20 protein-coding genes and 1 other RNA gene are annotated in these 18,655 nt (G+C 65.7%); 12 read left to right on the forward strand and 9 right to left on the reverse strand.

What is annotated here, in order from left to right; all coding sequences use genetic code 11:
• Positions 1 to 49 precede the first annotated feature (49 nt).
• Positions 50 to 619, forward strand: a complete 570-nt coding sequence (locus AC6JAC_RS09605) for a TOPRIM nucleotidyl transferase/hydrolase domain-containing protein (protein ID WP_454698805.1) — start codon at positions 50 to 52, stop codon at positions 617 to 619.
• On the opposite strand, the gene AC6JAC_RS09610 is transcribed toward AC6JAC_RS09605, so the two are convergent.
• Positions 616 to 1,680 carry a D-2-hydroxyacid dehydrogenase gene (locus AC6JAC_RS09610; protein ID WP_347899945.1) on the reverse strand — a complete coding sequence of 355 codons (1,065 nt, stop codon included), beginning with the start codon at positions 1,678 to 1,680 and terminating at the stop codon, positions 616 to 618. The two genes, AC6JAC_RS09605 and AC6JAC_RS09610, sit on opposite strands and share 4 nt — an antisense overlap.
• A gap of 93 nt (positions 1,681 to 1,773) precedes the next feature.
• Between AC6JAC_RS09610 and AC6JAC_RS09615 the strand changes: the two genes are divergently transcribed.
• From AC6JAC_RS09615 to AC6JAC_RS09625, 3 genes are read left to right on the forward strand one after another with little or no spacing between them, the layout of a single operon-like run.
• The gene (locus AC6JAC_RS09615; RefSeq protein WP_497964449.1) at positions 1,774 to 2,721 is read left to right on the forward strand and encodes an NAD(P)-dependent oxidoreductase; all 948 of its coding nucleotides are present in this window, start codon (positions 1,774 to 1,776) and stop codon (positions 2,719 to 2,721) included.
• A 10-nt stretch (positions 2,722 to 2,731) separates the two neighbouring features.
• Complete coding sequence (locus AC6JAC_RS09620) at positions 2,732 to 3,502, forward strand: SDR family oxidoreductase (protein ID WP_454698803.1); 771 nt, start codon at positions 2,732 to 2,734, stop codon at positions 3,500 to 3,502.
• Positions 3,502 to 4,569: an L-idonate 5-dehydrogenase gene (locus tag AC6JAC_RS09625; RefSeq protein ID WP_497964452.1), complete on the forward strand. Its 1,068-nt coding sequence runs from the start codon at positions 3,502 to 3,504 to the stop codon at positions 4,567 to 4,569. The genes AC6JAC_RS09620 and AC6JAC_RS09625 overlap by 1 nt, the downstream gene beginning before the upstream one ends.
• Here AC6JAC_RS09625 and AC6JAC_RS09630 read toward each other — a convergent pair.
• Positions 4,547 to 5,275: a FadR/GntR family transcriptional regulator gene (locus tag AC6JAC_RS09630; protein WP_454698801.1), complete on the reverse strand. Its 729-nt coding sequence runs from the start codon at positions 5,273 to 5,275 to the stop codon at positions 4,547 to 4,549. The genes AC6JAC_RS09625 and AC6JAC_RS09630 overlap by 23 nt on opposite strands.
• Positions 5,276 to 5,531: 256 nt before the next feature.
• On the opposite strand from AC6JAC_RS09630, the gene gnd reads away from it, so the two are divergent.
• Both gnd and AC6JAC_RS09640 read left to right on the forward strand, forming a co-directional pair.
• Positions 5,532 to 6,968, forward strand: coding sequence for an NADP-dependent phosphogluconate dehydrogenase (gnd, locus tag AC6JAC_RS09635; protein ID WP_028268949.1), 1,437 nt, complete (start codon positions 5,532 to 5,534; stop codon positions 6,966 to 6,968).
• A gap of 153 nt (positions 6,969 to 7,121) precedes the next feature.
• Entirely contained in the window at positions 7,122 to 7,955 is an 834-nt protein-coding gene (locus AC6JAC_RS09640; protein WP_497964455.1) for an oxidoreductase, read from the forward strand.
• On the opposite strand, the gene epsC is transcribed toward AC6JAC_RS09640, so the two are convergent.
• From epsC to msrA, 3 genes are all read right to left on the reverse strand, one after another.
• Positions 7,952 to 8,536, reverse strand: coding sequence for a serine O-acetyltransferase EpsC (gene epsC, locus AC6JAC_RS09645; protein ID WP_011692289.1), 585 nt, complete (start codon positions 8,534 to 8,536; stop codon positions 7,952 to 7,954). The genes AC6JAC_RS09640 and epsC overlap by 4 nt on opposite strands.
• A gap of 41 nt (positions 8,537 to 8,577) precedes the next feature.
• Positions 8,578 to 9,513 (reverse strand): cysteine synthase A, encoded by a 936-nt coding sequence (gene cysK / locus AC6JAC_RS09650; protein ID WP_011692288.1) that lies wholly within the window; start codon positions 9,511 to 9,513, stop codon positions 8,578 to 8,580.
• A gap of 77 nt (positions 9,514 to 9,590) precedes the next feature.
• Positions 9,591 to 10,115, reverse strand: a complete 525-nt coding sequence (msrA, locus tag AC6JAC_RS09655) for a peptide-methionine (S)-S-oxide reductase MsrA (protein WP_028268952.1) — start codon at positions 10,113 to 10,115, stop codon at positions 9,591 to 9,593.
• A 99-nt stretch (positions 10,116 to 10,214) separates the two neighbouring features.
• Between msrA and AC6JAC_RS09660 the strand changes: the two genes are divergently transcribed.
• Positions 10,215 to 11,138: a Nif3-like dinuclear metal center hexameric protein gene (locus AC6JAC_RS09660; protein ID WP_028268953.1), complete on the forward strand. Its 924-nt coding sequence runs from the start codon at positions 10,215 to 10,217 to the stop codon at positions 11,136 to 11,138.
• Between the two features lie 119 nt (positions 11,139 to 11,257).
• Complete coding sequence (locus tag AC6JAC_RS09665; RefSeq protein ID WP_028268954.1) at positions 11,258 to 11,995, forward strand: zinc ribbon domain-containing protein; 738 nt, start codon at positions 11,258 to 11,260, stop codon at positions 11,993 to 11,995.
• Here AC6JAC_RS09665 and AC6JAC_RS09670 read toward each other — a convergent pair.
• Genes AC6JAC_RS09670 through AC6JAC_RS09680 form a run of 3 tightly spaced genes read right to left on the reverse strand, consistent with a single transcriptional unit; the run spans position 11,992 to position 14,493 of the window.
• Positions 11,992 to 12,756 (reverse strand): YaaA family protein, encoded by a 765-nt coding sequence (locus AC6JAC_RS09670; RefSeq protein ID WP_497964459.1) that lies wholly within the window; start codon positions 12,754 to 12,756, stop codon positions 11,992 to 11,994. The genes AC6JAC_RS09665 and AC6JAC_RS09670 overlap by 4 nt on opposite strands.
• Positions 12,757 to 12,801: 45 nt before the next feature.
• Entirely contained in the window at positions 12,802 to 13,638 is an 837-nt protein-coding gene (locus AC6JAC_RS09675; protein WP_028268956.1) for an alpha/beta hydrolase, read from the reverse strand.
• A 42-nt stretch (positions 13,639 to 13,680) separates the two neighbouring features.
• Positions 13,681 to 14,493, reverse strand: coding sequence for a slipin family protein (locus tag AC6JAC_RS09680; RefSeq protein ID WP_028268957.1), 813 nt, complete (start codon positions 14,491 to 14,493; stop codon positions 13,681 to 13,683).
• Positions 14,494 to 14,648: 155 nt separating this feature from the next.
• Here AC6JAC_RS09680 and rnpB point away from each other — a divergent pair.
• The 4 genes from rnpB (at position 14,649) to AC6JAC_RS09700 (ending at position 17,969) form a co-directional block, all read left to right on the forward strand.
• Positions 14,649 to 15,040, forward strand: an RNA gene (gene rnpB, locus AC6JAC_RS09685) — RNase P RNA component class A.
• A 271-nt stretch (positions 15,041 to 15,311) separates the two neighbouring features.
• Positions 15,312 to 16,790: a glyceraldehyde-3-phosphate dehydrogenase gene (locus AC6JAC_RS09690; protein WP_081818761.1), complete on the forward strand. Its 1,479-nt coding sequence runs from the start codon at positions 15,312 to 15,314 to the stop codon at positions 16,788 to 16,790.
• A gap of 79 nt (positions 16,791 to 16,869) precedes the next feature.
• Entirely contained in the window at positions 16,870 to 17,079 is a 210-nt protein-coding gene (locus AC6JAC_RS09695) for a hypothetical protein (protein WP_028268959.1), read from the forward strand.
• Between the two features lie 92 nt (positions 17,080 to 17,171).
• Positions 17,172 to 17,969: an HNH endonuclease family protein gene (locus AC6JAC_RS09700; protein ID WP_028268960.1), complete on the forward strand. Its 798-nt coding sequence runs from the start codon at positions 17,172 to 17,174 to the stop codon at positions 17,967 to 17,969.
• Between the two features lie 74 nt (positions 17,970 to 18,043).
• Here the strand turns inward: AC6JAC_RS09700 and def are convergent, their stop codons facing one another.
• Positions 18,044 to 18,616, reverse strand: a complete 573-nt coding sequence (def, locus tag AC6JAC_RS09705) for a peptide deformylase (protein ID WP_028268961.1) — start codon at positions 18,614 to 18,616, stop codon at positions 18,044 to 18,046.
• Positions 18,617 to 18,655 lie beyond the last annotated feature (39 nt).

Genomic DNA, 18,655 nt, shown 5'->3' on the forward strand with positions numbered 1-18,655 from the left:
GCAGGGGCCAGGAATGCCGCCGCAAGACGCCGTCCTACATACTGGTTCCATGCAGGCGACTTCCATGCAGGCGACGACGGCGCTGGTTGAGGGTGAGAGTGACCGGCTGGCGGTCGAGGCGCTGGCCCGTCGCCTCGGCTATGACCTGACAGCCTTGCGGGTGTCAGTCGTCCCGATGGGCGGCGCGACCAGCATCGTGCACTTCCTCGACCGCTATGGCCCGAATGGCGCAGGCCACAGGATAGTCGGCTTGTGTGATGCCGGGGAATCCCGTGGCATCGCCCGCGCGCTCGGCCGGGCCGGCATCGGGTCCGGTTCCCTGGCCGAGCGCGGGTTCCACGTCTGTCACGCAGATCTGGAGGACGAGCTCATCCGCAGCCTGGGGATCGATGGCGTGCTCAACGTCATCGCGGCTCAAGGCGAGCTCGCATCGTTCCGGCGCCTCCAGCGCCAGCCGTCGCTGCGGGAACGGCCGATTACGATGCAGCTGCGCCGGTTCTTCGGAGGACGCAGCGGCAACAAGGCCCGATACGCGCCACTGCTCGTCGACGCATTGCCGGCCGGACACGCACCCCCTCCGCTCACCGCCCTCGTGGCATCGTTCTGCGGTGCGGCTTAGTAGAAGTGCACGGTGTCCACGAGGTGGGGGAGTTCCCCGCCGTCGAGGAACGTGCGCAGGTTGCTGCTGAAGCGCTCGGCGATCAGCCGGTTCTCAGCGGCACTCAGGGCCGACGTATGCGGGCTAACCATGACTCTCGGGTGGTTCCAGAGCGGGCTGTCCTGCGGCAGGGGTTCGACGGCGAACACGTCGAGGCAGGCGTAGCCCACCTGGCCGTTATCGAGTGCCTCCAGGAGTGCGTCTTCGTCCACCACGGTACCGCGGCCCACGTTGACGAAAACCGTCCCCGGCTTCATTGCGGCGAATACCTCGCGGTTGAACAGCTTTTCCGTGTACGGCGTGCCGGGCAGGGTGTTCACGACGGCGTCGGCCGAGGCGAGCAGGCCGGCCAGGCCGTCGTTTCCGGCAACCTCTTCGATGCCATCGATCGGCTCAACGTTCCGCTTGGTGCCGCTAACCTTCATGCCGAGTGCCCGTGCGATGCGGGCTGTTTCCAGCCCGATCTCGCCGAGGCCCGTCACCACCAGCGTGGAGCCGTTTACCAGGCGCGTCGGTGTGCGCAGTTCCGGCCAGACCTTGGCGGCCTGGTCCACAGCTAGCTCTGCGCTGCGTTTGAAGCCGTTGAAGATTCCCAGCGCGGCGAACTCCGCCAGTGGCAGGGCGTGAACGCCGGCTGAGGTGGTCACCTTGAATTTCTGCAGGGTTTCCTGGTCCAGGCCGGAAGCCTTGACCGCTCCGCCCGCACCCGCGGCCATTGCGTGGATCCACTGAAGCCGCGGGTTGCTGCCGGCGATGCGGGCCAGTCCGGCAGGGCTCTCGTTGGGGAAGCCGTACAGGACCTCGGCCTTGTTCAGCATGTCCCAGTAGCGCTCCTCCTGTTCGGGAGTGCGCGTGAACTCCGGGTCGCCGGAGTGGTCCGCCGGGAACCGCTCGGGCGGGAGGAGGTCGGGCTCATAGAGGACGGTCACGGCGGGATCTACGGCGCGGATGCGCTCAACCAGCTCAGCTTCGAGCGGGACGGCGATTGCGACGGTGGTTTTAGTCGTCATAGTGTTCATCATACTGAATGGAGGCTAGGATATTGAACAGATTTCCTCCTGTTAACAAACGACTGACCACGACGATAACCACGATGAAGTGAGGTGCCGCTGCCGATGGATGCGCAGGCAAACCCTGATCTGAGCGAAAATTTTAACGAAAAGAGGGCCGGTTTCGTCGGGCTGGGCCTGATGGGCGGCCCTATGGCCGTCAACCTGCTGAAGGCCGGCTGGACCGTCACCGGCTGGAACAGGTCAACTGCCGCCCTGGACGACTTTGCCGCACGCGGCGGCATCCGCGCCGCAGACGTCGCGGCACTGCGGGACCAGCCGGTCATCATCTTCATGCTCCCTGACCTGTCCTACATAGAGGACGCGGCCCGGGAGCTCTTCGCCGGCTGGGCCGCAGAGCCGCCCACGCCCGGGACCGCCGTCGTCGTCATGAGCAGCGTGTCGCCCGCGGCCGTGAAGGATTTCGGGGCGAGGGTGGCGGCTGTGAGCCGCGGCAACGCAGTGGTTGTCGATGCACCCGTCAGCGGCGGCACCAAGGGCGCCGAGAAGGGGACCCTGGCCATCATGGCCGGCGCGGAGGAACGGGACTTCCAACGGCTCCTCCCGCTGTTCAACGCCATGGGCGGCACCGTCCGGCGGCTGGGGCCCCTGGGATCCGGGTCGTTGGCAAAAGCCTGCAACCAGCTCATCGTGGGAACCACGACGGCGGCACTCGCCGAAGCAGCCGAGCTCGCCGAGCGCTTGGGCATGGACGTTGCGGCGTTGTATGAGGTGCTTGGCGGCGGGCTGGCCGGCAGCAGGGTCCTGGACGTTGTGGGGCCCCGACTCGCCGCCAAGGATTACGAACCCACAGGACCGGCGAAGTTTATGCACAAGGATCTCTCGTTCGTCCTCGAAAGCGCCGCCGCCGTGGACGCGGCGGTGCCCATGGCCTCGGCCGGCGTCGAACTTTACGCCGAACTGAAGCGCCAGGGACTCGGGGACCTCGACCTCGCCGCCGTCCGGCAAACTATCGCCAATCTCTGTGACCACCAAACAGCCCAGACCAATTGAGGAACACCAAATGAGTGCACTTTTTGACCTGACGGGGCGTGTTGCCCTGGTGACCGGTTCGAGCCGGGGGATCGGTAATGCGTTGGCGCGGGCGCTGGCGGATGCGGGGGCGACGGTGGTGTTGAACGGCATCAATGTTGAGCGGTTGAAGGCGGCGGAGGCTGCGATGGCGGCCGGGTATCCGCCGGGGCGGGTGCACAGCTGCGCGTTCGATGTCACGTCCGATGCCGAGGCGGCGCGGGGTGTGGCGTGGGTGGAGGAGAACGTGGGTCCGTTGGAGATCCTGGTGAATAATGCCGGGATCCAGCACCGGGTGCCGATGCTGGAGCTGGATGTGGCGGACTGGGAGCGGGTGATCTCCACGGACCTGACGAGCGCGTTCCTGGTGGGGCGTGAGGCGGCGCGGCACATGATCCCGCGCGGGCGGGGGAAGATCATTAACATCTGTTCGGTGCAGACCGACCTGGCCCGGCCCACGATCGCCCCGTATATCGCGGCGAAGGGCGGGTTGCGGAACCTGACCCGGGCGATGACCGCGGAGTGGGCGGCCTCGGGCCTGCAGATCAACGGGATCGCGCCGGGCTATATCCATACCGAGATGACGCAGAACCTCGTGGACGATGAGCAGTTCAACGCCTGGATCCTGGGCCGGACTCCGGCGCACCGGTGGGGGACCGTGCAGGACCTGGCCGGTCCTGCGGTGTGGCTGGCCTCCAGCGGCTCGGACTTCGTGAACGGGCAGACCATCTTCATCGACGGCGGAATGACGGTGGTGGTCTGATGGGCGGAGTTCACCAGCTTCCTGCCGGCGGCCCGGCCGTGGTGGCGCACGCGGCCGGTGACCTCCGGATCGAGGACGTGCCTCTTGGCACGCCTGCTCCGGACGAGGCCGTCATCGAAGTCCGCTACGGTGGCATCTGCGGTTCGGACCTGCATTACTGGCTGCACGGCGCGGCCGGGGAATCGATCCTGAAAGCGCCGCTGGTGCTGGGGCACGAAATTGTCGGCACCGTGCTGCAGGGCGCGGCGGACGGCACCGGACCGGCCGCGGGGACCCCGGTTGCTGTCCATCCGGCCACGCCCGGCCCGGGCGCGGCCCGGTATCCGGCGGACCGGCCCAACCTCTCACCCGGGTGCACGTACCTGGGCAGTGCCGCCCGTTTCCCGCACACCGACGGCGCCTTCAGCCGGTACGTGAACCTGCCGGCACGGATGCTCCGGGCACTGCCGTCAGGCCTTAGCCTGCGGACCGCGGCGCTGATCGAGCCCGCCTCCGTGGCCTGGCACGCGGTGGCCCGGGCCGGGGACGTCAGCGGCAAAACGGCCCTGGTGATCGGCAGCGGCCCCATCGGTGCGCTGGCCGTCGCGGTGCTGAAACGGGCCGGTGCCCGGCGGATCGTGGCCGTGGACATGCACGCCAAGCCGCTGGACATCGCGGCGGCCGTGGGAGCGGACGACGTGCTCGCCGCCTCCGACGCGGCGGCGATCGCCGCGGTCGAGGCCGACGTCGTGATTGAGTCCTCCGGCAACCACCACGGCCTGGCCTCGGCCATCCAGGGCGCCGCCCGCGGCGGCACCGTGGTGATGGTGGGCCTGCTGCCCACCGGCCCGCAACCGGTCCTGATCTCACTCGCCATCACCCGCGAACTGGAACTGAAGGGCTCCTTCCGCTTCAACGACGAGATCGACGACGTCATCACGGCCCTCGCCGACGGCACCCTGCTCATCGACCCGGTCATCACCCACGAATACCCGCTGGAGGACGCCCTGGAAGCCTTCGAAATGGCCCGGAACTCCGCCGAATCCGGCAAGGTACTCTTGGAGTTCAGCCCTGCTGCAGCGGAATGAAAACCCTGGGCTGGTCCCGCCAGCCGGGTTCCATCTCAGAGATCGTCTCGCGCATGATCCTGCCGGAGGCCTCGCGGGCACCGGCGGCGTCCGCTGCGGCGATGGCCTCTGCCACATCAACGTGCCATTGCAGGGCCGTCTCCCTCGGGCGGTCCGGCATGAGTCCGTGGACCGTGCGGCCGGTCAGCGTTTCCGCCACCTGCCCGACGAGGTTGGCGAACATTTCGTTGCCGGATCCGGTGAGGAGAAGTGAGTGGAATTTGATGTCCAGCTCCAGGAATTCGGCCACATTGCCGGCCTGGCCGGCGTCGCGCATTGCCAGCGAGACGTCCAGCAGTTCCTGCCGGATCGCCTGGGGGGCGTTGGCGGCCGCCAGTTCGGCGGCAACGGGCTCGACGGCGGAGCGCAGCTCCGCGAGGGACCTGAGCTGGGCGCCGCGGCCGTCACCGGCCAGGCGCCAGCGGATGACCAGCGGATCAAACGGATTCCAGCGGTGGGCCGGAAGCACCCGGATTCCCACACGCTTAATGGTTTCCACCAGGCCGAGGGACTGCAGGACGCGGACTGCTTCGCGGACCACGGAGCGCGAGACTTTCAGTTCGTCCTCAAGCTGTTCAGCCAGCATCACATGGCCAGTGGGCAGCGCGCCGCTCACGATGCGGGTGCCCAGGTTTTCGATGGCGCGGTGGTGGAGGCTGGTTGACATAGTCGTAAGCATAATCTGGCTGGCGGCGCCGTCCTGCGCGGCACCGTCCCGGCCCGGGCGTGCATCTGCGCCCGGCATGACGCTGGCGGCATCATAGACTGTTTTGTGACGCGCCACCTTCCAAAACGTGGGCGCAACTTTCCCGTTGTCGACGGAAATACATATGGTTTATTGACAGCCACTAGTTCTTGAAGCGTGTTCCGCAGGAAGTGCGGAACAGAATGCACACGTTGCACAGAAATGAATTGGAGTTTTGATGTCAGCACACATCGGTGTCACCGGCCTTGCGGTGATGGGGGCCAACCTCGCCCGCAACCTGGCCCGGAACGGCTTCACCGTTGCCCTGCACAACAGGTCTGTTGAGAAGACTGACGCGCTGCTGGAAAAGCACGGACACGACGGCGACTTCGTGCGTACCGAGACCCTCCAGGAGCTCGTGGATTCGCTGGAAAAGCCCCGCCGCGTTTTGATCATGGTCAAGGCCGGCAAGCCGGTCGACTCCGTGATCGAACAGCTGGAACCCCTGCTGGAAGCCGGCGACATCATCATCGACGCCGGCAACTCGCACTACGAGGACACCCGCCGCCGCGAAGCGGCCCTGGCCAAGAAGGACCTGCACTTCGTAGGCATCGGTGTTTCCGGCGGTGAGGAAGGCGCCCTGAACGGCCCGTCCATCATGCCCGGCGGCTCCAAGGAGTCCTACGACGCCCTCGGACCGCTGCTGGAAAAGATCGCCGCTAATGTTGACGGCCAGCCCTGCTGCGCCTGGATCGGCACCGACGGCGCCGGCCACTTCGTCAAGATGGTCCACAACGGCATCGAATACGCCGACATGCAGGTCATCGGCGAAGCCTTCGACCTTCTCCGCTCGGGTGCCGGCATCGAACCGGCCGAGCAGTCCAAGATCTTCGCTGAGTGGAACAAGGGCGAGCTCGCCTCCTTCCTGATCGAAATCTCCGCCGAGGTCCTCGGCCACGTCGACACCCGCACCGGCAAGCCGTTCGTCGACGTCGTGGTGGACGCCGCAGGCCAGAAGGGCACGGGCCGCTGGACGGTTATCTCCGCACTCGAGCTGGGATCCCCGACGTCGGGCATCGCCGAATCCGTGTTCGCACGCGCTCTCTCGTCCCAGGCCGAGCAGCGCAAGCTGGCCCAGGAACTCCTGGCCGGCGAAGAAATCGCCGTCGAGGTTCCGGAAACGTTCGTCGAGGACGTGCGCCAGGCGCTGTACGCCTCCAAGCTGGTTTCCTACGCCCAGGGCCTGGACATGCTGACCTCGGCCGCGAAGGAATACGGCTGGGACCTGAAGCTGGACGAGATCGCTTCCCTGTGGCGCGGCGGCTGCATCATCCGTGCGGAACTGCTGAAGGAAATCACCAAGGCCTACGCCGCTGAGGAAAAGCCCGCCAACCTGCTGTTCGCACCGGCCTTCACCAAGGCCATCGCCGAGGTCCTGCCGGCATGGCGCCGCGTGGTGGCCACGGCTGTTCAGCTGGGCATCCCGGTGCCGGTGTTCTCCTCGTCACTGGCATACTACGACGGCCTGCGCCGCAAGCGTCTGCCGGCCGCGGTGATCCAGGGCCAGCGCGACCTCTTTGGTGCGCACACCTACGGCCGTGTTGACGCCGAGGGCACGTTCCACACCCTGTGGGGCGAGGACAAGTCCGAAATCGAGGCAGTGGACACCCACTAGCTTCAAGCCACACCGTGCTATGAAGGCAACGGCCGGCGCTTCCCGGATACTCTGGGACGTGCCGGCCGTTGCCGTTTGCGGACTACCCTCTCGGTGGCAGCGGCTTCCCATCGCAGCCTGTCCAATGATTGTCGTCTCCAAGGAGTGCAGCCCATGTCGCAGCCAGTCGCGTTTGTTACCGGTGCGTCCACCGGCATCGGCTTCGAGGCCGCCAGGAAGCTGAGTGAGCGCGGATTCACTGTGTACGCAGGCGCCCGCCGGGTCGAGAAGATGGAGCCGCTGAAGGCCCACGGGGTGAAGGTGCTGGCGCTGGATGTCACGGACGAGGCGTCCATGGCGGCGGCCGTGGGCGGAATCCTCGAGGCGCACGGCCGGATCGATGTCCTCGTGAACAACGCCGGCTACGGGTCCTACGGGTCCTTGGAAGAGGTGGAACTGGCTGAAGGCAGGCGGCAGTTCGACGTCAACGTCTTCGGCCTGGCGCGCATGACACAGCTGGTGCTGCCCGTCATGCGGGCCGCCGCCGAAGGGAGGATCATCAATGTTTCCTCCATCGGCGGCAAGATGTACGAGCCCCTGGGCGCCTGGTACCACGCCACGAAGTTCGCCGTCGAGGGCCTGAGTGACTCCCTGCGCCTGGAGCTCAAGCCGCACGGCATCAAGGTGTCAATCATCGAACCGGCGGGCACGCAGACTGAATGGGGAGGCATCTCGGGCGAGAGCCTGCTGGAAACGTCCGGGCATGGCCCCTACCGGGACCAGGCGAAAATCGTTGCCGCGGCGCTGGCCTCCACCGAAGGTTCCAGCATGTCAACGCACCCGGCTGTCATCGCCGATGCCATTGTCCACGCCGCAACGGCAGCCCGGCCGAAGACGCGCTACCCGGTGGGCAAGGGCGCGCGCGCCATCCTGGCTCTGCGAAGGATCCTGCCGGACCGCGCGTTCGACGTAGTGTTCTGGACTATCTACCAGCGGCTGGGCCGCTAGATCCGGTACTCGATGTAGTACTCGGCAGGGTCCACAGCCGGTTTGGTTTCGCGCTGGGCATCCCGGTGGCGCCATGTTGCAGGAACACCGGTGATGATGGATTCCGGCGGGGCGTCCTTCACCACCACGGCGTTGGCGCCCACTGCGCTGTCCCGGCCGATGGTGATGGGGCCCAGGATCTTGGCGCCCGCGCCGATGGTCACGCGGTCCCCGATGGTGGGGTGCCGCTTGACCTTCGCCAGCGAGCGTCCGCCCAGGGTGACGCCGTGATAGATCATCACGTCCTCACCGATCTCCGCCGTCTCACCGATGACCACGCCCATGCCGTGGTCGATGAAGAAGCGCTTGCCGATGGTCGCGCCCGGGTGGATCTCGATCCCGGTCAGGAACCGTGCCAGCTGCGAAATCAGCCGTGCCGGGAAGCGCAGCGACGGATTCTGCCAGAGCTTGTGCGTCAGGCGGTGCGCCCAGATCGCGTGGAGGCCGGAGTAGGCAAAAAAGTTCTCAAAAGAGCCTCGAGCCGCCGGGTCATGCGACCGGGCGGCGTCGAGGTCTTCCTTAAGTCTTGCGAAGAAGCTCACAAAGACCTTTCTACAGGAAACGGTGAATGGCGGGCTAAGGCTTAGCCTCGGATGTCGTCATAGAGCACGGTGGAGATGTAACGCTCGCCGAAGTCGCAGACAACCGCGACGATGAGCTTACCGGCATTCTCCGGGCGCTTGGCGAGTTCGAGGGCTCCCCAGACGATCGCACCCGAGGAGATGCCGCCGAGGATGCCTTCCTTGACGCCGAGGTCGCGGGCAACGCGGACGGAGTCCTCCAGGGTGGCGTCCAGGACTTCGTCGTAGACGTTGGTGTCGAGGATTTCGGGAATGAAGTTGGCGCCGATGCCCTGGATCTTGTGCGGGCCGGGGGCGCCCCCGTTCAGGATGGCGGAGTCCTTCGGTTCGATGGCAACGATCTGGACGTCCGGCTTGCGTTCCTTCAGGACCTGGCCGACGCCGGTGACGGTGCCGCCGGTGCCGATGCCGGCGACGAAGATGTCCACCTTGCCGTCGGTGTCGGACCAGATTTCCTCGGCGGTGGTGGTGCGGTGGATCTCCGGGTTGGCTTCATTGGCGAACTGCTGGGCCCAGATGGAGTTCTCCGTGTTGGCCACGATCTCCTGGGCCTTCTCCACGGCGCCGCGCATGCCTTCGGAACCCGGGGTAAGCACGATTTCGGCGCCGAAGGCGCGGAGCATGACACGGCGCTCGGTGGACATGGTCTCGGGCATGGTCAGGATGACCTTGTAGCCGCGGGCGGCACCCACCATGGCCAGGGCGATGCCCGTGTTGCCGGAGGTTCCTTCGACGATGGTTCCGCCGGGCTTGAGGGCGCCGGACTTCTCCGCTGCGTCCACAATGGCCACGCCGATACGGTCCTTGACGCTGTTGGCCGGGTTGTAGAACTCGAGCTTGACCGCCACCTGGGCGTCGAGGCCCTCGGTCAGCCGGTTGAGCCTGACCAGCGGAGTGCCGCCGACAAGCTGGGTGACGTCGTCGTAGATCCGTGCCATGTATTTGTGCCTATCTCTGAAGAGTTCTCTGAACAGCGAATACTGAGGTCAGCCTAACGAGGGCGGCCGGAGCCTAGCTAAGCATTAAGCCATGCAGAGTAATATTTCCTTGCCTTGGCCAGCTTGGGGTTGATGATCACCTGGCAGTAGCCCTGTTCCGGATGCTTGCCGTAGTAGTTCTGGTGGAAATCCTCGGCCACATGGAATACGGGCAGCCTGCTGACTTCTGTGACGATCGGATGCGCCCACAGCGCCTGGTTCCGTTCGATCGCCTCCTCGAAAAGGATCTTTTCCTCCGTGGTCTCGTAAAACATGGACGAGCGGTACTGGGTACCGACGTCGTATCCCTGGCGGTTGAGCGTGGTGGGATCGTGGAGGGCGAAGAACATGTCCAGGATGACCTCGGCCGGGATCACGTCCTCATCAAAGCTCACCGCCACCACCTCGGCGTGGCCTGTGGTGCCCGAGCAGACCGAGTAGTAGTCCGGATGGCGGTCGTGGCCGCCGGTATAGCCGGAAATGACCGACGTAACACCCTTGGTTTGCTGGTAGACGGCGTCAAGGCACCAGAAGCAGCCTCCGCCAAGCACAAAAGTTTTCATGTCCTCTTCAATGGTTGAAGCGCGCCGATGATTCCCCAACCACCTTACGAGACTGCTGCGCGTGCGGGCGAAGACGGCGGATAGGGTAAAAATGAGGGTATGGAACCTGTGAACACCGACGTTGCAGAAGACGCCCGTACCGCTGCTGATCCGGCCGGTGCTGAGTCTGACGCTGCCGAACCCTCGGATGCCCCGGCACTGGGCGAGATCCTGCTGGCCGTCGAAGAACTCTGGCCCGAATCACTCGCCGAGGAGTGGGACGAGGTGGGCCTTGTCGCAGGCCATCCCTCAGCAGTCGTCAGCAGGATCATGTTCGCGGTCGATCCCACCCTTGACGTCATCGAAGAAGCCATCGAATGGGGTGCTGACCTGCTGATCACGCACCACCCCCTTCTGCTCAAGGGCGTTACCTCCGTTGCGGCCACGACTGCCAAAGGCAAAGCCGTCCACCGCCTGATCGAATCCGGAACCGCGCTCCTGACCGTCCATACCAACGGTGACTCCGCGGTCGGGGGCGTCTCCGATGTCCTTGCGGACGCCCTTGGCCTCCATGATGTTGTGCCGCTGACTCCCGCCACGAACGGCCTGCCGGAGGAAGGCATCGGCCGCGTCGGGGACCTTGAAGACGTCATGACGCTCGGGGACTTCGCAGCTCGCGTCTACGGCATCCTGCCCTCGGTCGCCGGCGGCGTCAGGGTCTCCGGGGACAAGGATGGCCTGGTGCGGCGCGTCGCCGTGTGCGGTGGCGCGGGGGACTCCCTGTTCAACGAGGTCCGGGCGAGCAACGCCGACCTCTTCGTGACCGCGGACCTCCGCCACCACCCGGCGTCAGAGGCGCGTGAGAATGCCGTAAATGACAGGCCGTACCTCATCGACGTTTCCCACTTCGCCAGCGAGTGGCTGTGGCTGCCGGCCGCGGCTGAGGCACTCGGAAACGTCCTCAGCGACCAGGGCCACGACGTCGACATCCGGGTCAGCACCACCAACAGTGATCCGTGGGACTTCATTCTGACTCCGGGCTAAGCCTCGCGTGCGGGGGCCCTGCCGGGTTTAGCGAGGCAGGCGAGCACGCTAGGCGCTAGAGTCTAAACTGCGCCGGTCCGGTGCCCGGCCGTGGCCGGTAGGAACAAGCGGAGGTAATAGTGGCCAAGGCAGCACCGGCAGAACAGTTGAAATTGCTCGAACTGCAGGGACTCGACGCCAGGCTCAAATCGCTGTCCAACCGCCGCCGGACCCTCGAAAACGATCCCCGGATCAGCGACCTGCAGGCTGCGCTGTCCGTGGCCAACGGCGAACTCGGTGCCGCAAAAATGGCGGTCCATGACGCTGAAACCGAGCTCAAGCGCTCGGAAGCCGATGTGGAGCAGGTGGCGTCCAGGATCGAACGCGATGAAGCGCGACTGAACAGCGGCACCGGCCTGTCCAAGGACCTGGTTGCCCTGCAAAGCGACATCGCCTCGCTCAACAAGCGGCGCTCGGCCCTTGAAGACGTGGAGCTCGAGGTCATGGAACGGCTGGAGGGACTCCGTGAACGCCAGGCGGCCCAGCAGAAGATCGTGGATGACGTCCAGGGATCCTTCGGCGGGATCCGGGCTGAGCTGGACGCCGCCCTGGCGGAGATTGCCGCCGAGGCCGCCGAAGTGGGCGCCGCTCGTGCGGAGTTCGCCGCCGGCCTTGATGCCGGATTGCTGGCAATTTACGACAAGACGCTCGCCAAGCGCGGAGTCGGGGCGGCTCGGTTGTTCCACGGCAAATCCGAAGGTTCGGGGATGCAGCTGAGCCCAGGCGACCTTGCCGAGATCAAGGCAGCGGCCGAGGACGACATCGTGTTTTGCCCGGACTCCGGCTGCATCCTGGTCCGCTCCGCCGAATGGGCCTAGGCAGCGAGAATGATGTTGAGGGCGTGCGCTTTGCGTGAAGTGCCCTCGACCAGCTCGGCTTCCCACTTTTCGCTGGCCGCCTTGAGCAGCTGAGCAGGGGTCCGGGGAGCGGCACCCCGGCGCGTCAGCAGGTGGCGGGCCAGCTCGCCGCGCGTGTGCTTGGCGAAGTGGCTGACCACCTTGCGCACGCCGTTCACCTCCGTAAACACGTTGACGGCAACGGTCTGCGCCGGCGGGGGAGCCCAAGCCGCGTAATAAGTGCTGGAGCGGCAGTCCACCAGTAGCTCCCCTTCGCTTGCGGTTGCCAGGGCCGCCGAAATCTGCGGCTTCCAGAATGACGCCAGGCGGCCGACGTCGGGCAGTGACGTACCCATGGACAGCCGGTAGGCGGGCACCCGGTCAGCAAAGCGGATGGCGCCCCAGAGGGCGGAGATGACCAGCACCGATTCATCCGCCTTCCGGCGCTGCGCCGGCGTCAGCGACTGGTAGCCAAGTGCGTCGTACAGGACACCGGAATAGACCTGGTGCGCCGGCGCCGCCGGTTCCGTGTGCAGCCGGGTGTTGCGTTCGACGTCGGCACTGAGCGAAGCTCCGACGCCCAGCAGCGCGAGTGCGTCCCGGTGGGCGCTGACGTCCCCCAGTGCTTCGAGCACCTTTGCCCGGTAAGTGTTCAACACGGGAAAGCTCAGGGCGGTCCAGTCGACGGCTTCACCATGGACAGCGGGGGTCTTGCCTTCAGACGGGGGCAGCAGAATCAGCACCGTACGATCTTACCGGCGCGGGGGGGCGGAGTGCTGTGCCGGTGGTCAGGCCAGGTTCCGCCCCAGGAACGAGATGACATCCGGCAGGATGGAGCGCCAGTAGCCGCTGTCGTGGCCGCCGTCCTGGAACCCGCCTTCATGCTCCCCGGGCAGGCCGCTGACATAGTCCTTCACGCTGTAGAGCAGGTTGTCCGCGGTGCCGCAGTCGATCCTCTTGGGCAACATTTCCAGTTCCGGCCTGAGCGCGAAGATGTCGTTGGCCTCGAAGTCTGCGGCGCCGTCAAAGTTGTCCGCCCGCCCGGCGTCGTGCATGCTCCACACTGCCGGACTCATCGCTGCGACGGCACGGAGGCCGGGCAGCCGGTGCTGGGAGGCGAGGAGCAGGGCGCCGAAGCCGCCCATCGACAGGCCGAACACGGCGGTCCTGCCGGTGTCCAGCCCCTGGCTTGCCAGCAAAGGGAGGAATTCCTCCACCACCATGGACTGCGTGTCCGTTCCTGTTGCGCGCCGGTGCCACCAGCTTTCGCCGCCATCCACAGCCGCGATCGCAAAAGGCTGCCCGCCGCGGGCCACGTGCTGCGCCAGGACCCGGTCAGCCTGCAGGTCGTCGAAAACCATCCGGTGGTCCGCGCCCGTACCGTGCAGGAAGAGTGCCACGGGCAGGGGCTGCTGGTCGCTGCCGGCACTGCCGCCCGGAATCGCCACGGACCAGTTCGTCCCCGTATCCGGGCGGAACCTCGACGTGAAGGAACCACTGCGCACTTCCGCCCTCGACGCCGTCAGGCCGTCACTGACCGGCGCACACCCCGCCAGCACAGCGGCGGTCACACCGCCGGCTCCGAGTTCCAGCAGCCGCCTGCGTCCGAGCGTCGGGAATTCCATAAGCCGATCATAGGCGTGAAGGCCCCCATACCGGCCCGCCGCTCAGGCCGCCTTGATCGGCGGTTTGGCGGCGGCCGTCGCCGCCTGGTTTTCCCGGGCAAGGAACGCGGACAGTTCGCCGATGGTACTCATCAGCGGCGCCGGGAAGACAACCGTCGAGTTCTTGTCCACCGCGATTTCGACCAGCGATTGCAGGTTCCGCAGCTGCAGGGCCAGCGGATGCGCCATCATGGTGTCCGACGCGTCGCCGAGCGCCGCTGCCGCGATGGCCTCGCCTTCCGCGGCGATGATCTTTGCCCTCTTCTCCCGCTCAGCCTCGGCCTGGCGGGCCATTGCGCGCTTCATGCTCTCGGGCAGTTGGATGTCTTTCAGTTCCACCAGGGTCACCTCGACACCCCAGGCCAGCGTCAGGGCATCAAGGATTTCCCGGATATCGCTGTTGATGCGCTCGGTTTCTGACAGCGTCTGGTCCAGGCTGTGCCTGCCGACCACCTTCCGCAACGTGGTTTGCGCGATCTGGTCGATTGCGGCCGCGACGTTCTCGATGGCCACAACGGATTTCACGGCGTCGACCACGCGGTAGTAGGCAACGGCGGAAATGTCGACGCTCACGTTGTCCTGGGTGATGATGCCCTGCGACTGGATCGGCATGGTCACGATCCGCAGGCTGACCAACGGAAGGCGGTCGACAACCGGGATGATGAACCGCAGGCCCGGGAGCCGAATGCCCATGACCCTGCCAAGCCGGAAGAGCACCCCCTGCTCATACTGCCGCACGATCCGGATGGACATCTTCAGGAAGATGAGCAGCAGCACTGCGACGGCGATAGCGATGTACGTACTGGTGGGGTCCATCAGGATCCCCTCTTTTCTTGCATGAGTTGACCTGGTCCAATTGTCCCACCTGGCGCCCGAAACGTCCCTCCGTGCGCCCGAAACGTCCCTCCGGGGCGGTCCGCAGGACGTCCCGCACGGCGGGTGCCGGTGCAGCACGTAGAATGAAATGCGGATGGGTTGACCAGGCGGCCGCGCGTCACGCAAGTGGCTCGAGGAACGTCCGGGCTCCGCAGAGCAGGGTGGTGGGTAACGCCCACTCGGGGCAACCCGCAGGCCAGTGCCACAGAGAATAGACCGCCTGCGTCGCGCCGGTTTGAAAGCGGCACGAAGCAGGTAAGGGTGAAACGGCGGTGTAAGAGACCACCAGCTTCCCGGGTGACCGGGAAGGCTAGGTAAACCCCACCCGGAGCAAGGCCAGACAGGGCACGTTCGAGGGCTGCTCGCCCGAGTGTCCGGGTAGGCCGCTGGAGGGCGTCGGCAACGGCGTTCGTAGATGGATGGCCGCTACTCCCGCACCGGCAACGGCGCGGGAACACAGAACCCGGCGTATCGGTCAACCCATCCATCACCGCTTTGGCGGCACATCTGCCGTCACCGGCATGTGAGTGACTTCACGCTTTGCGGGGCAGTACTGGCGGCGTCGCCGCCCTAGAATGGATAGCGAACGTAGAAGTTCTGCCGCCGGGTCTGCGTTCGCAGCCGGCGGTTTTTCTTTGCGATTCTCCAAGGTGTCCGGGGTGGACCGAATCCCCGCCGATGCCTGTGCCCCGGAATACCTCCGGTGGCCGACATCCGCATACGAGGACGTATGTGGTTGACCCAAGGAAGGTAGTTCTGTGAGCCAGACGTCAGATTCTTGTCTTGATACGTGGATGGGCCGTGAGGCACTTGCCGAGGCCATGATCCCGGTGATCGGCCGGCTGTACCGCGAGAACAACGTGGTGACTTCCATCCACGGCCGCAGCCTGATCAACAAGTCCACCATGAACATCCTGAAGGCGCACCGTTTCGCGCGCCGGATGAGCAAGGACGAGCTGCTCCTGGAAGAGACGGCCCCGTTGCTGGATGCCCTCGCCGGGCTGGATCTGGGTGCTGCTGCCATCGACATCGCCCGCCTGAACCAGAAGTTCAAGGCCGAGGCCAACGGTGCGAGCCTGGAGGAGTTCCTGCGCGCTGAACTCGCGGACGTCGTGGGCAAGCGTGGCGGCGACGACCGCACCAGCACTGACGTCGTGCTCTACGGCTTTGGCCGCATCGGCCGCCTGCTGGCGCGCCTCCTCATCGAAAAGGCCGGTGGCGGTCACGGACTCCGTCTACGCGCGATCGTGGTCCGCCGCGGCTCGGACAACGACCTCGCCAAGCGCGCCAGCCTGCTGCGCCGCGACTCCGTTCACGGATCGTTCGAGGGCACCATCAAGGTGGACACCGAGAACAACACCATCACGGCCAACGGTGTCCAGGTCCAGGTCATCTACTCGGACAACCCCTCCACCGTGGATTACACGGCCTACGGCATCAAGGACGCCCTCGTGGTGGACAACACCGGACGCTGGCGCGACGCCGAAGGCCTGTCCCAGCACCTCCTGAGCAAGGGCGTCTCCCGCGTCCTGCTCACGGCACCCGGCAAGGGCGAGCTGAAGAACATCGTCCACGGCATCAACCACGGCACCATCCTGGACTCGGACAAGATCGTCACCGCGGCGTCCTGCACCACCAACGCCATCACCCCGGTCCTGAAGGCCATCAACGACAGGTTCGGCGTGGTCCACGGCCACGTCGAGACGGTCCACTCGTTCACCAACGACCAGAACCTGATCGACAACTTCCACAAGGGCGACCGCCGCGGCCGCTCCGCCGCGCTGAACATGGTGATCACCGAAACCGGTGCCGCCAAGGCCGTGGCCAAGGCGCTCCCCGAACTCCTTGGCAAGCTCACCGGCAGCTCCATCCGCGTCCCGACCCCGGACGTTTCCCTGGCCATCCTGAACCTGAGCCTGGAGAACGGCACCACCAAGGACGAGGTCAACGACTTCCTGCGGCAGATGTCCCTGCACTCCGAGCTGCGCAAGCAGATCGACTACATCGATTCCCCCGAGGTCGTCTCCACGGACTTCGTCGGTTCCCGGCGTGCCGGCATTGTTGACGGCCTGGCCACGATCTCCAACGACAAGAACCTGGTCCTCTACGTCTGGTACGACAACGAGTTCGGCTACAGCTGCCAGGTGGTCCGCGTGATGGAGGAAATGGCCGGTGTCAACCCGCCGTCGTTCCCCGTCAAGGAACCCGCCGCGGCGCTGGCAGCAATCGCGGTCTAGCAGTCCGGACGGGATCCGGGTCTGAGGTTTCCCGGCCGGTGCTCTGGCATCGGCCGGGAAACGGACCCAAAATGGTGTCATGGAACACGAATCGACTCTCGAACATGAAACCACCCTCGAACACGCCCTCGACGTAGCGCGGCAGAACCACAAGGAAGCTACCCGCCTCCTCGAACAGGCGCGAGTGGCGCATGCTGCGGGAGAGATTCCCGATAGCAGGATCAAACAGCTTGAGGAGCTGCTGGACCTCGCCACCGTGGACCTGAAACGTGTGATGAAAGAGCAGTAACTGCCCCTCCACACTGTGGATATCGGCCGCATTGTCAGTGGCCGCACCTAAGCTCGTCCGGTGCGTAGGAATCAACATCGGGCTCTGCAACCATGACCATCAGCTGGGCGGCTTACCGGCGTGCACGGCGCCGCTCCCGCCAGGCCTGGGCTGTACTGATAGTGCTGGCCGCCGGCCTGGTTTCAGCCGTGTGCTGGTTCTTTACGGCAGGCCAGTTTGCCGTGGCGGAGCCGTCCGTCACGGGCCCCAGCACCGCTCCTGTGCTTGATCCGGCGTGGATGAAAGCTGTTCCGCCTGTCCGGCCTGTACCGGAAGGCCGTGCGGCCGATGCGCTGGAATCGCTCGAGGTGAAAGGGCGGGCGGCCAACGACAACTACGAACGCACCGCATTCGGCCAGGCCTGGCTGGATGTGGACCGCAACGGCTGCGACACCCGCAATGACATCCTCCGGCGGGACCTCGGCGGGGCACAGTTCACCGAGGGTTCCCGGTGCCGCGTGGCACGCGGGGAATTCCATGAGCCGTACACCGGAGCGGTGGTGACCTTCACCAGGGGAGCGGAGAGCAGCAAAGCCGTCCAGATTGACCACGTCGTGGCCCTGGGCGACGCGTGGCAGAAGGGCGCCCAGCAATTGACGCCGCTACAGCGTCAAAACCTCGCCAACGATCCCCTGAACCTCGTGGCCGCCGACGGTCCCGCCAACCAGGAAAAGAGCGCCTCGGACGCAGCCGGCTGGCTTCCGAAAAACAAGGCCTTCAGGTGCCACTACGTGGCCCGCCAGATCTCAGTGAAAGCTGCCTACGCGCTGTGGGTGACCCAGGCCGAAAAAGACGCCATGAATCGTGTCCTGGCCTCGTGCCCGCAGCAGCAGACCCTCATTCCGCGATAGGACGACCGCTAGGGGCGGCCGCCCGGTGTCCGATTAAAACCGGTGTCCGACGAAAACCGGTGCCCGATTAAAAATCAGTGCCCGAACGGGTCGGGGTCGACGCCGGGCATCCACGTCAGGCCGGGAACGCCCCAGCCGCTCCGCTTGGCCTGCTTCATGGCTTTGCGGGCGTAGCGGTCCATCAGCCGGTTCACGTAGAGCTTGCCGTCCAGGTGGTCGTATTCATGCTGGATTATCCGGGCGAACCAGTCCGTGGCCTCGAAGTCCACCGGATTCCCGTCACCGTCGAAGCCCTGCACCCGAGCCCACTCCGCGCGCTTGAGCGGGTACTGGCCGCCGGGGAAGGACAGGCAGCCCTCCACTTCCTCATCGGGGTCCGGGAGGGCGCCGGAAACCTTGGACAGCGTCAGGACCGGGTTCACCACGGCGCCGGCAGGGGGCACGCCGTCGTCGTTCGCGAACTTGTACACAAAGATGCGCTTGCCAACGCCCACCTGGGGGGCGGCGAGCCCCACGCCGTTGGCGGCGTCGTTCGTTTCGAACATGTCGGCGATAAGGGTGCGGAGTTCGTCGTCGAAGACTTCCACTTCGGCGGCCCGGCGGTGGAGAACCGGCTCGCCCCAGATGGTGATCGGCAGAACGGTCATGTCAGGTGGTTCCTTTGATGCAGTGCGGAAACAAGTAAA

The sequence above is a fragment of the Arthrobacter sp. KUASC02 genome (assembly GCF_059739395.1).

Excerpts from the sequence above, each read along its gene's own strand:
- AC6JAC_RS09605 (WP_454698805.1), top strand. The coding sequence starts at position 50 with ATGCAGGCGACTTCCATGCAGGCGACGACGGCGCTGGTTGAGGGTGAG.
- AC6JAC_RS09610 (WP_347899945.1), bottom strand. The coding sequence starts at position 1,680 with ATGATGAACACTATGACGACTAAAACCACCGTCGCAATCGCCGTCCCG.
- AC6JAC_RS09615 (WP_497964449.1), top strand. The coding sequence starts at position 1,774 with ATGGATGCGCAGGCAAACCCTGATCTGAGCGAAAATTTTAACGAAAAG.
- AC6JAC_RS09620 (WP_454698803.1), top strand. The coding sequence starts at position 2,732 with ATGAGTGCACTTTTTGACCTGACGGGGCGTGTTGCCCTGGTGACCGGT.
- AC6JAC_RS09625 (WP_497964452.1), top strand. The coding sequence starts at position 3,502 with ATGGGCGGAGTTCACCAGCTTCCTGCCGGCGGCCCGGCCGTGGTGGCG.
- AC6JAC_RS09630 (WP_454698801.1), bottom strand. The coding sequence starts at position 5,275 with ATGTCAACCAGCCTCCACCACCGCGCCATCGAAAACCTGGGCACCCGC.
- gnd (WP_028268949.1), top strand. The coding sequence starts at position 5,532 with ATGTCAGCACACATCGGTGTCACCGGCCTTGCGGTGATGGGGGCCAAC.
- AC6JAC_RS09640 (WP_497964455.1), top strand. The coding sequence starts at position 7,122 with ATGTCGCAGCCAGTCGCGTTTGTTACCGGTGCGTCCACCGGCATCGGC.
- cysK (WP_011692288.1), bottom strand. The coding sequence starts at position 9,513 with ATGGCACGGATCTACGACGACGTCACCCAGCTTGTCGGCGGCACTCCG.
- msrA (WP_028268952.1), bottom strand. The coding sequence starts at position 10,115 with ATGAAAACTTTTGTGCTTGGCGGAGGCTGCTTCTGGTGCCTTGACGCC.
- AC6JAC_RS09660 (WP_028268953.1), top strand. The coding sequence starts at position 10,215 with ATGGAACCTGTGAACACCGACGTTGCAGAAGACGCCCGTACCGCTGCT.
- AC6JAC_RS09675 (WP_028268956.1), bottom strand. The coding sequence starts at position 13,638 with ATGGAATTCCCGACGCTCGGACGCAGGCGGCTGCTGGAACTCGGAGCC.
- AC6JAC_RS09680 (WP_028268957.1), bottom strand. The coding sequence starts at position 14,493 with ATGGACCCCACCAGTACGTACATCGCTATCGCCGTCGCAGTGCTGCTG.
- AC6JAC_RS09695 (WP_028268959.1), top strand. The coding sequence starts at position 16,870 with ATGGAACACGAATCGACTCTCGAACATGAAACCACCCTCGAACACGCC.
- AC6JAC_RS09700 (WP_028268960.1), top strand. The coding sequence starts at position 17,172 with ATGACCATCAGCTGGGCGGCTTACCGGCGTGCACGGCGCCGCTCCCGC.
- def (WP_028268961.1), bottom strand. The coding sequence starts at position 18,616 with ATGACCGTTCTGCCGATCACCATCTGGGGCGAGCCGGTTCTCCACCGC.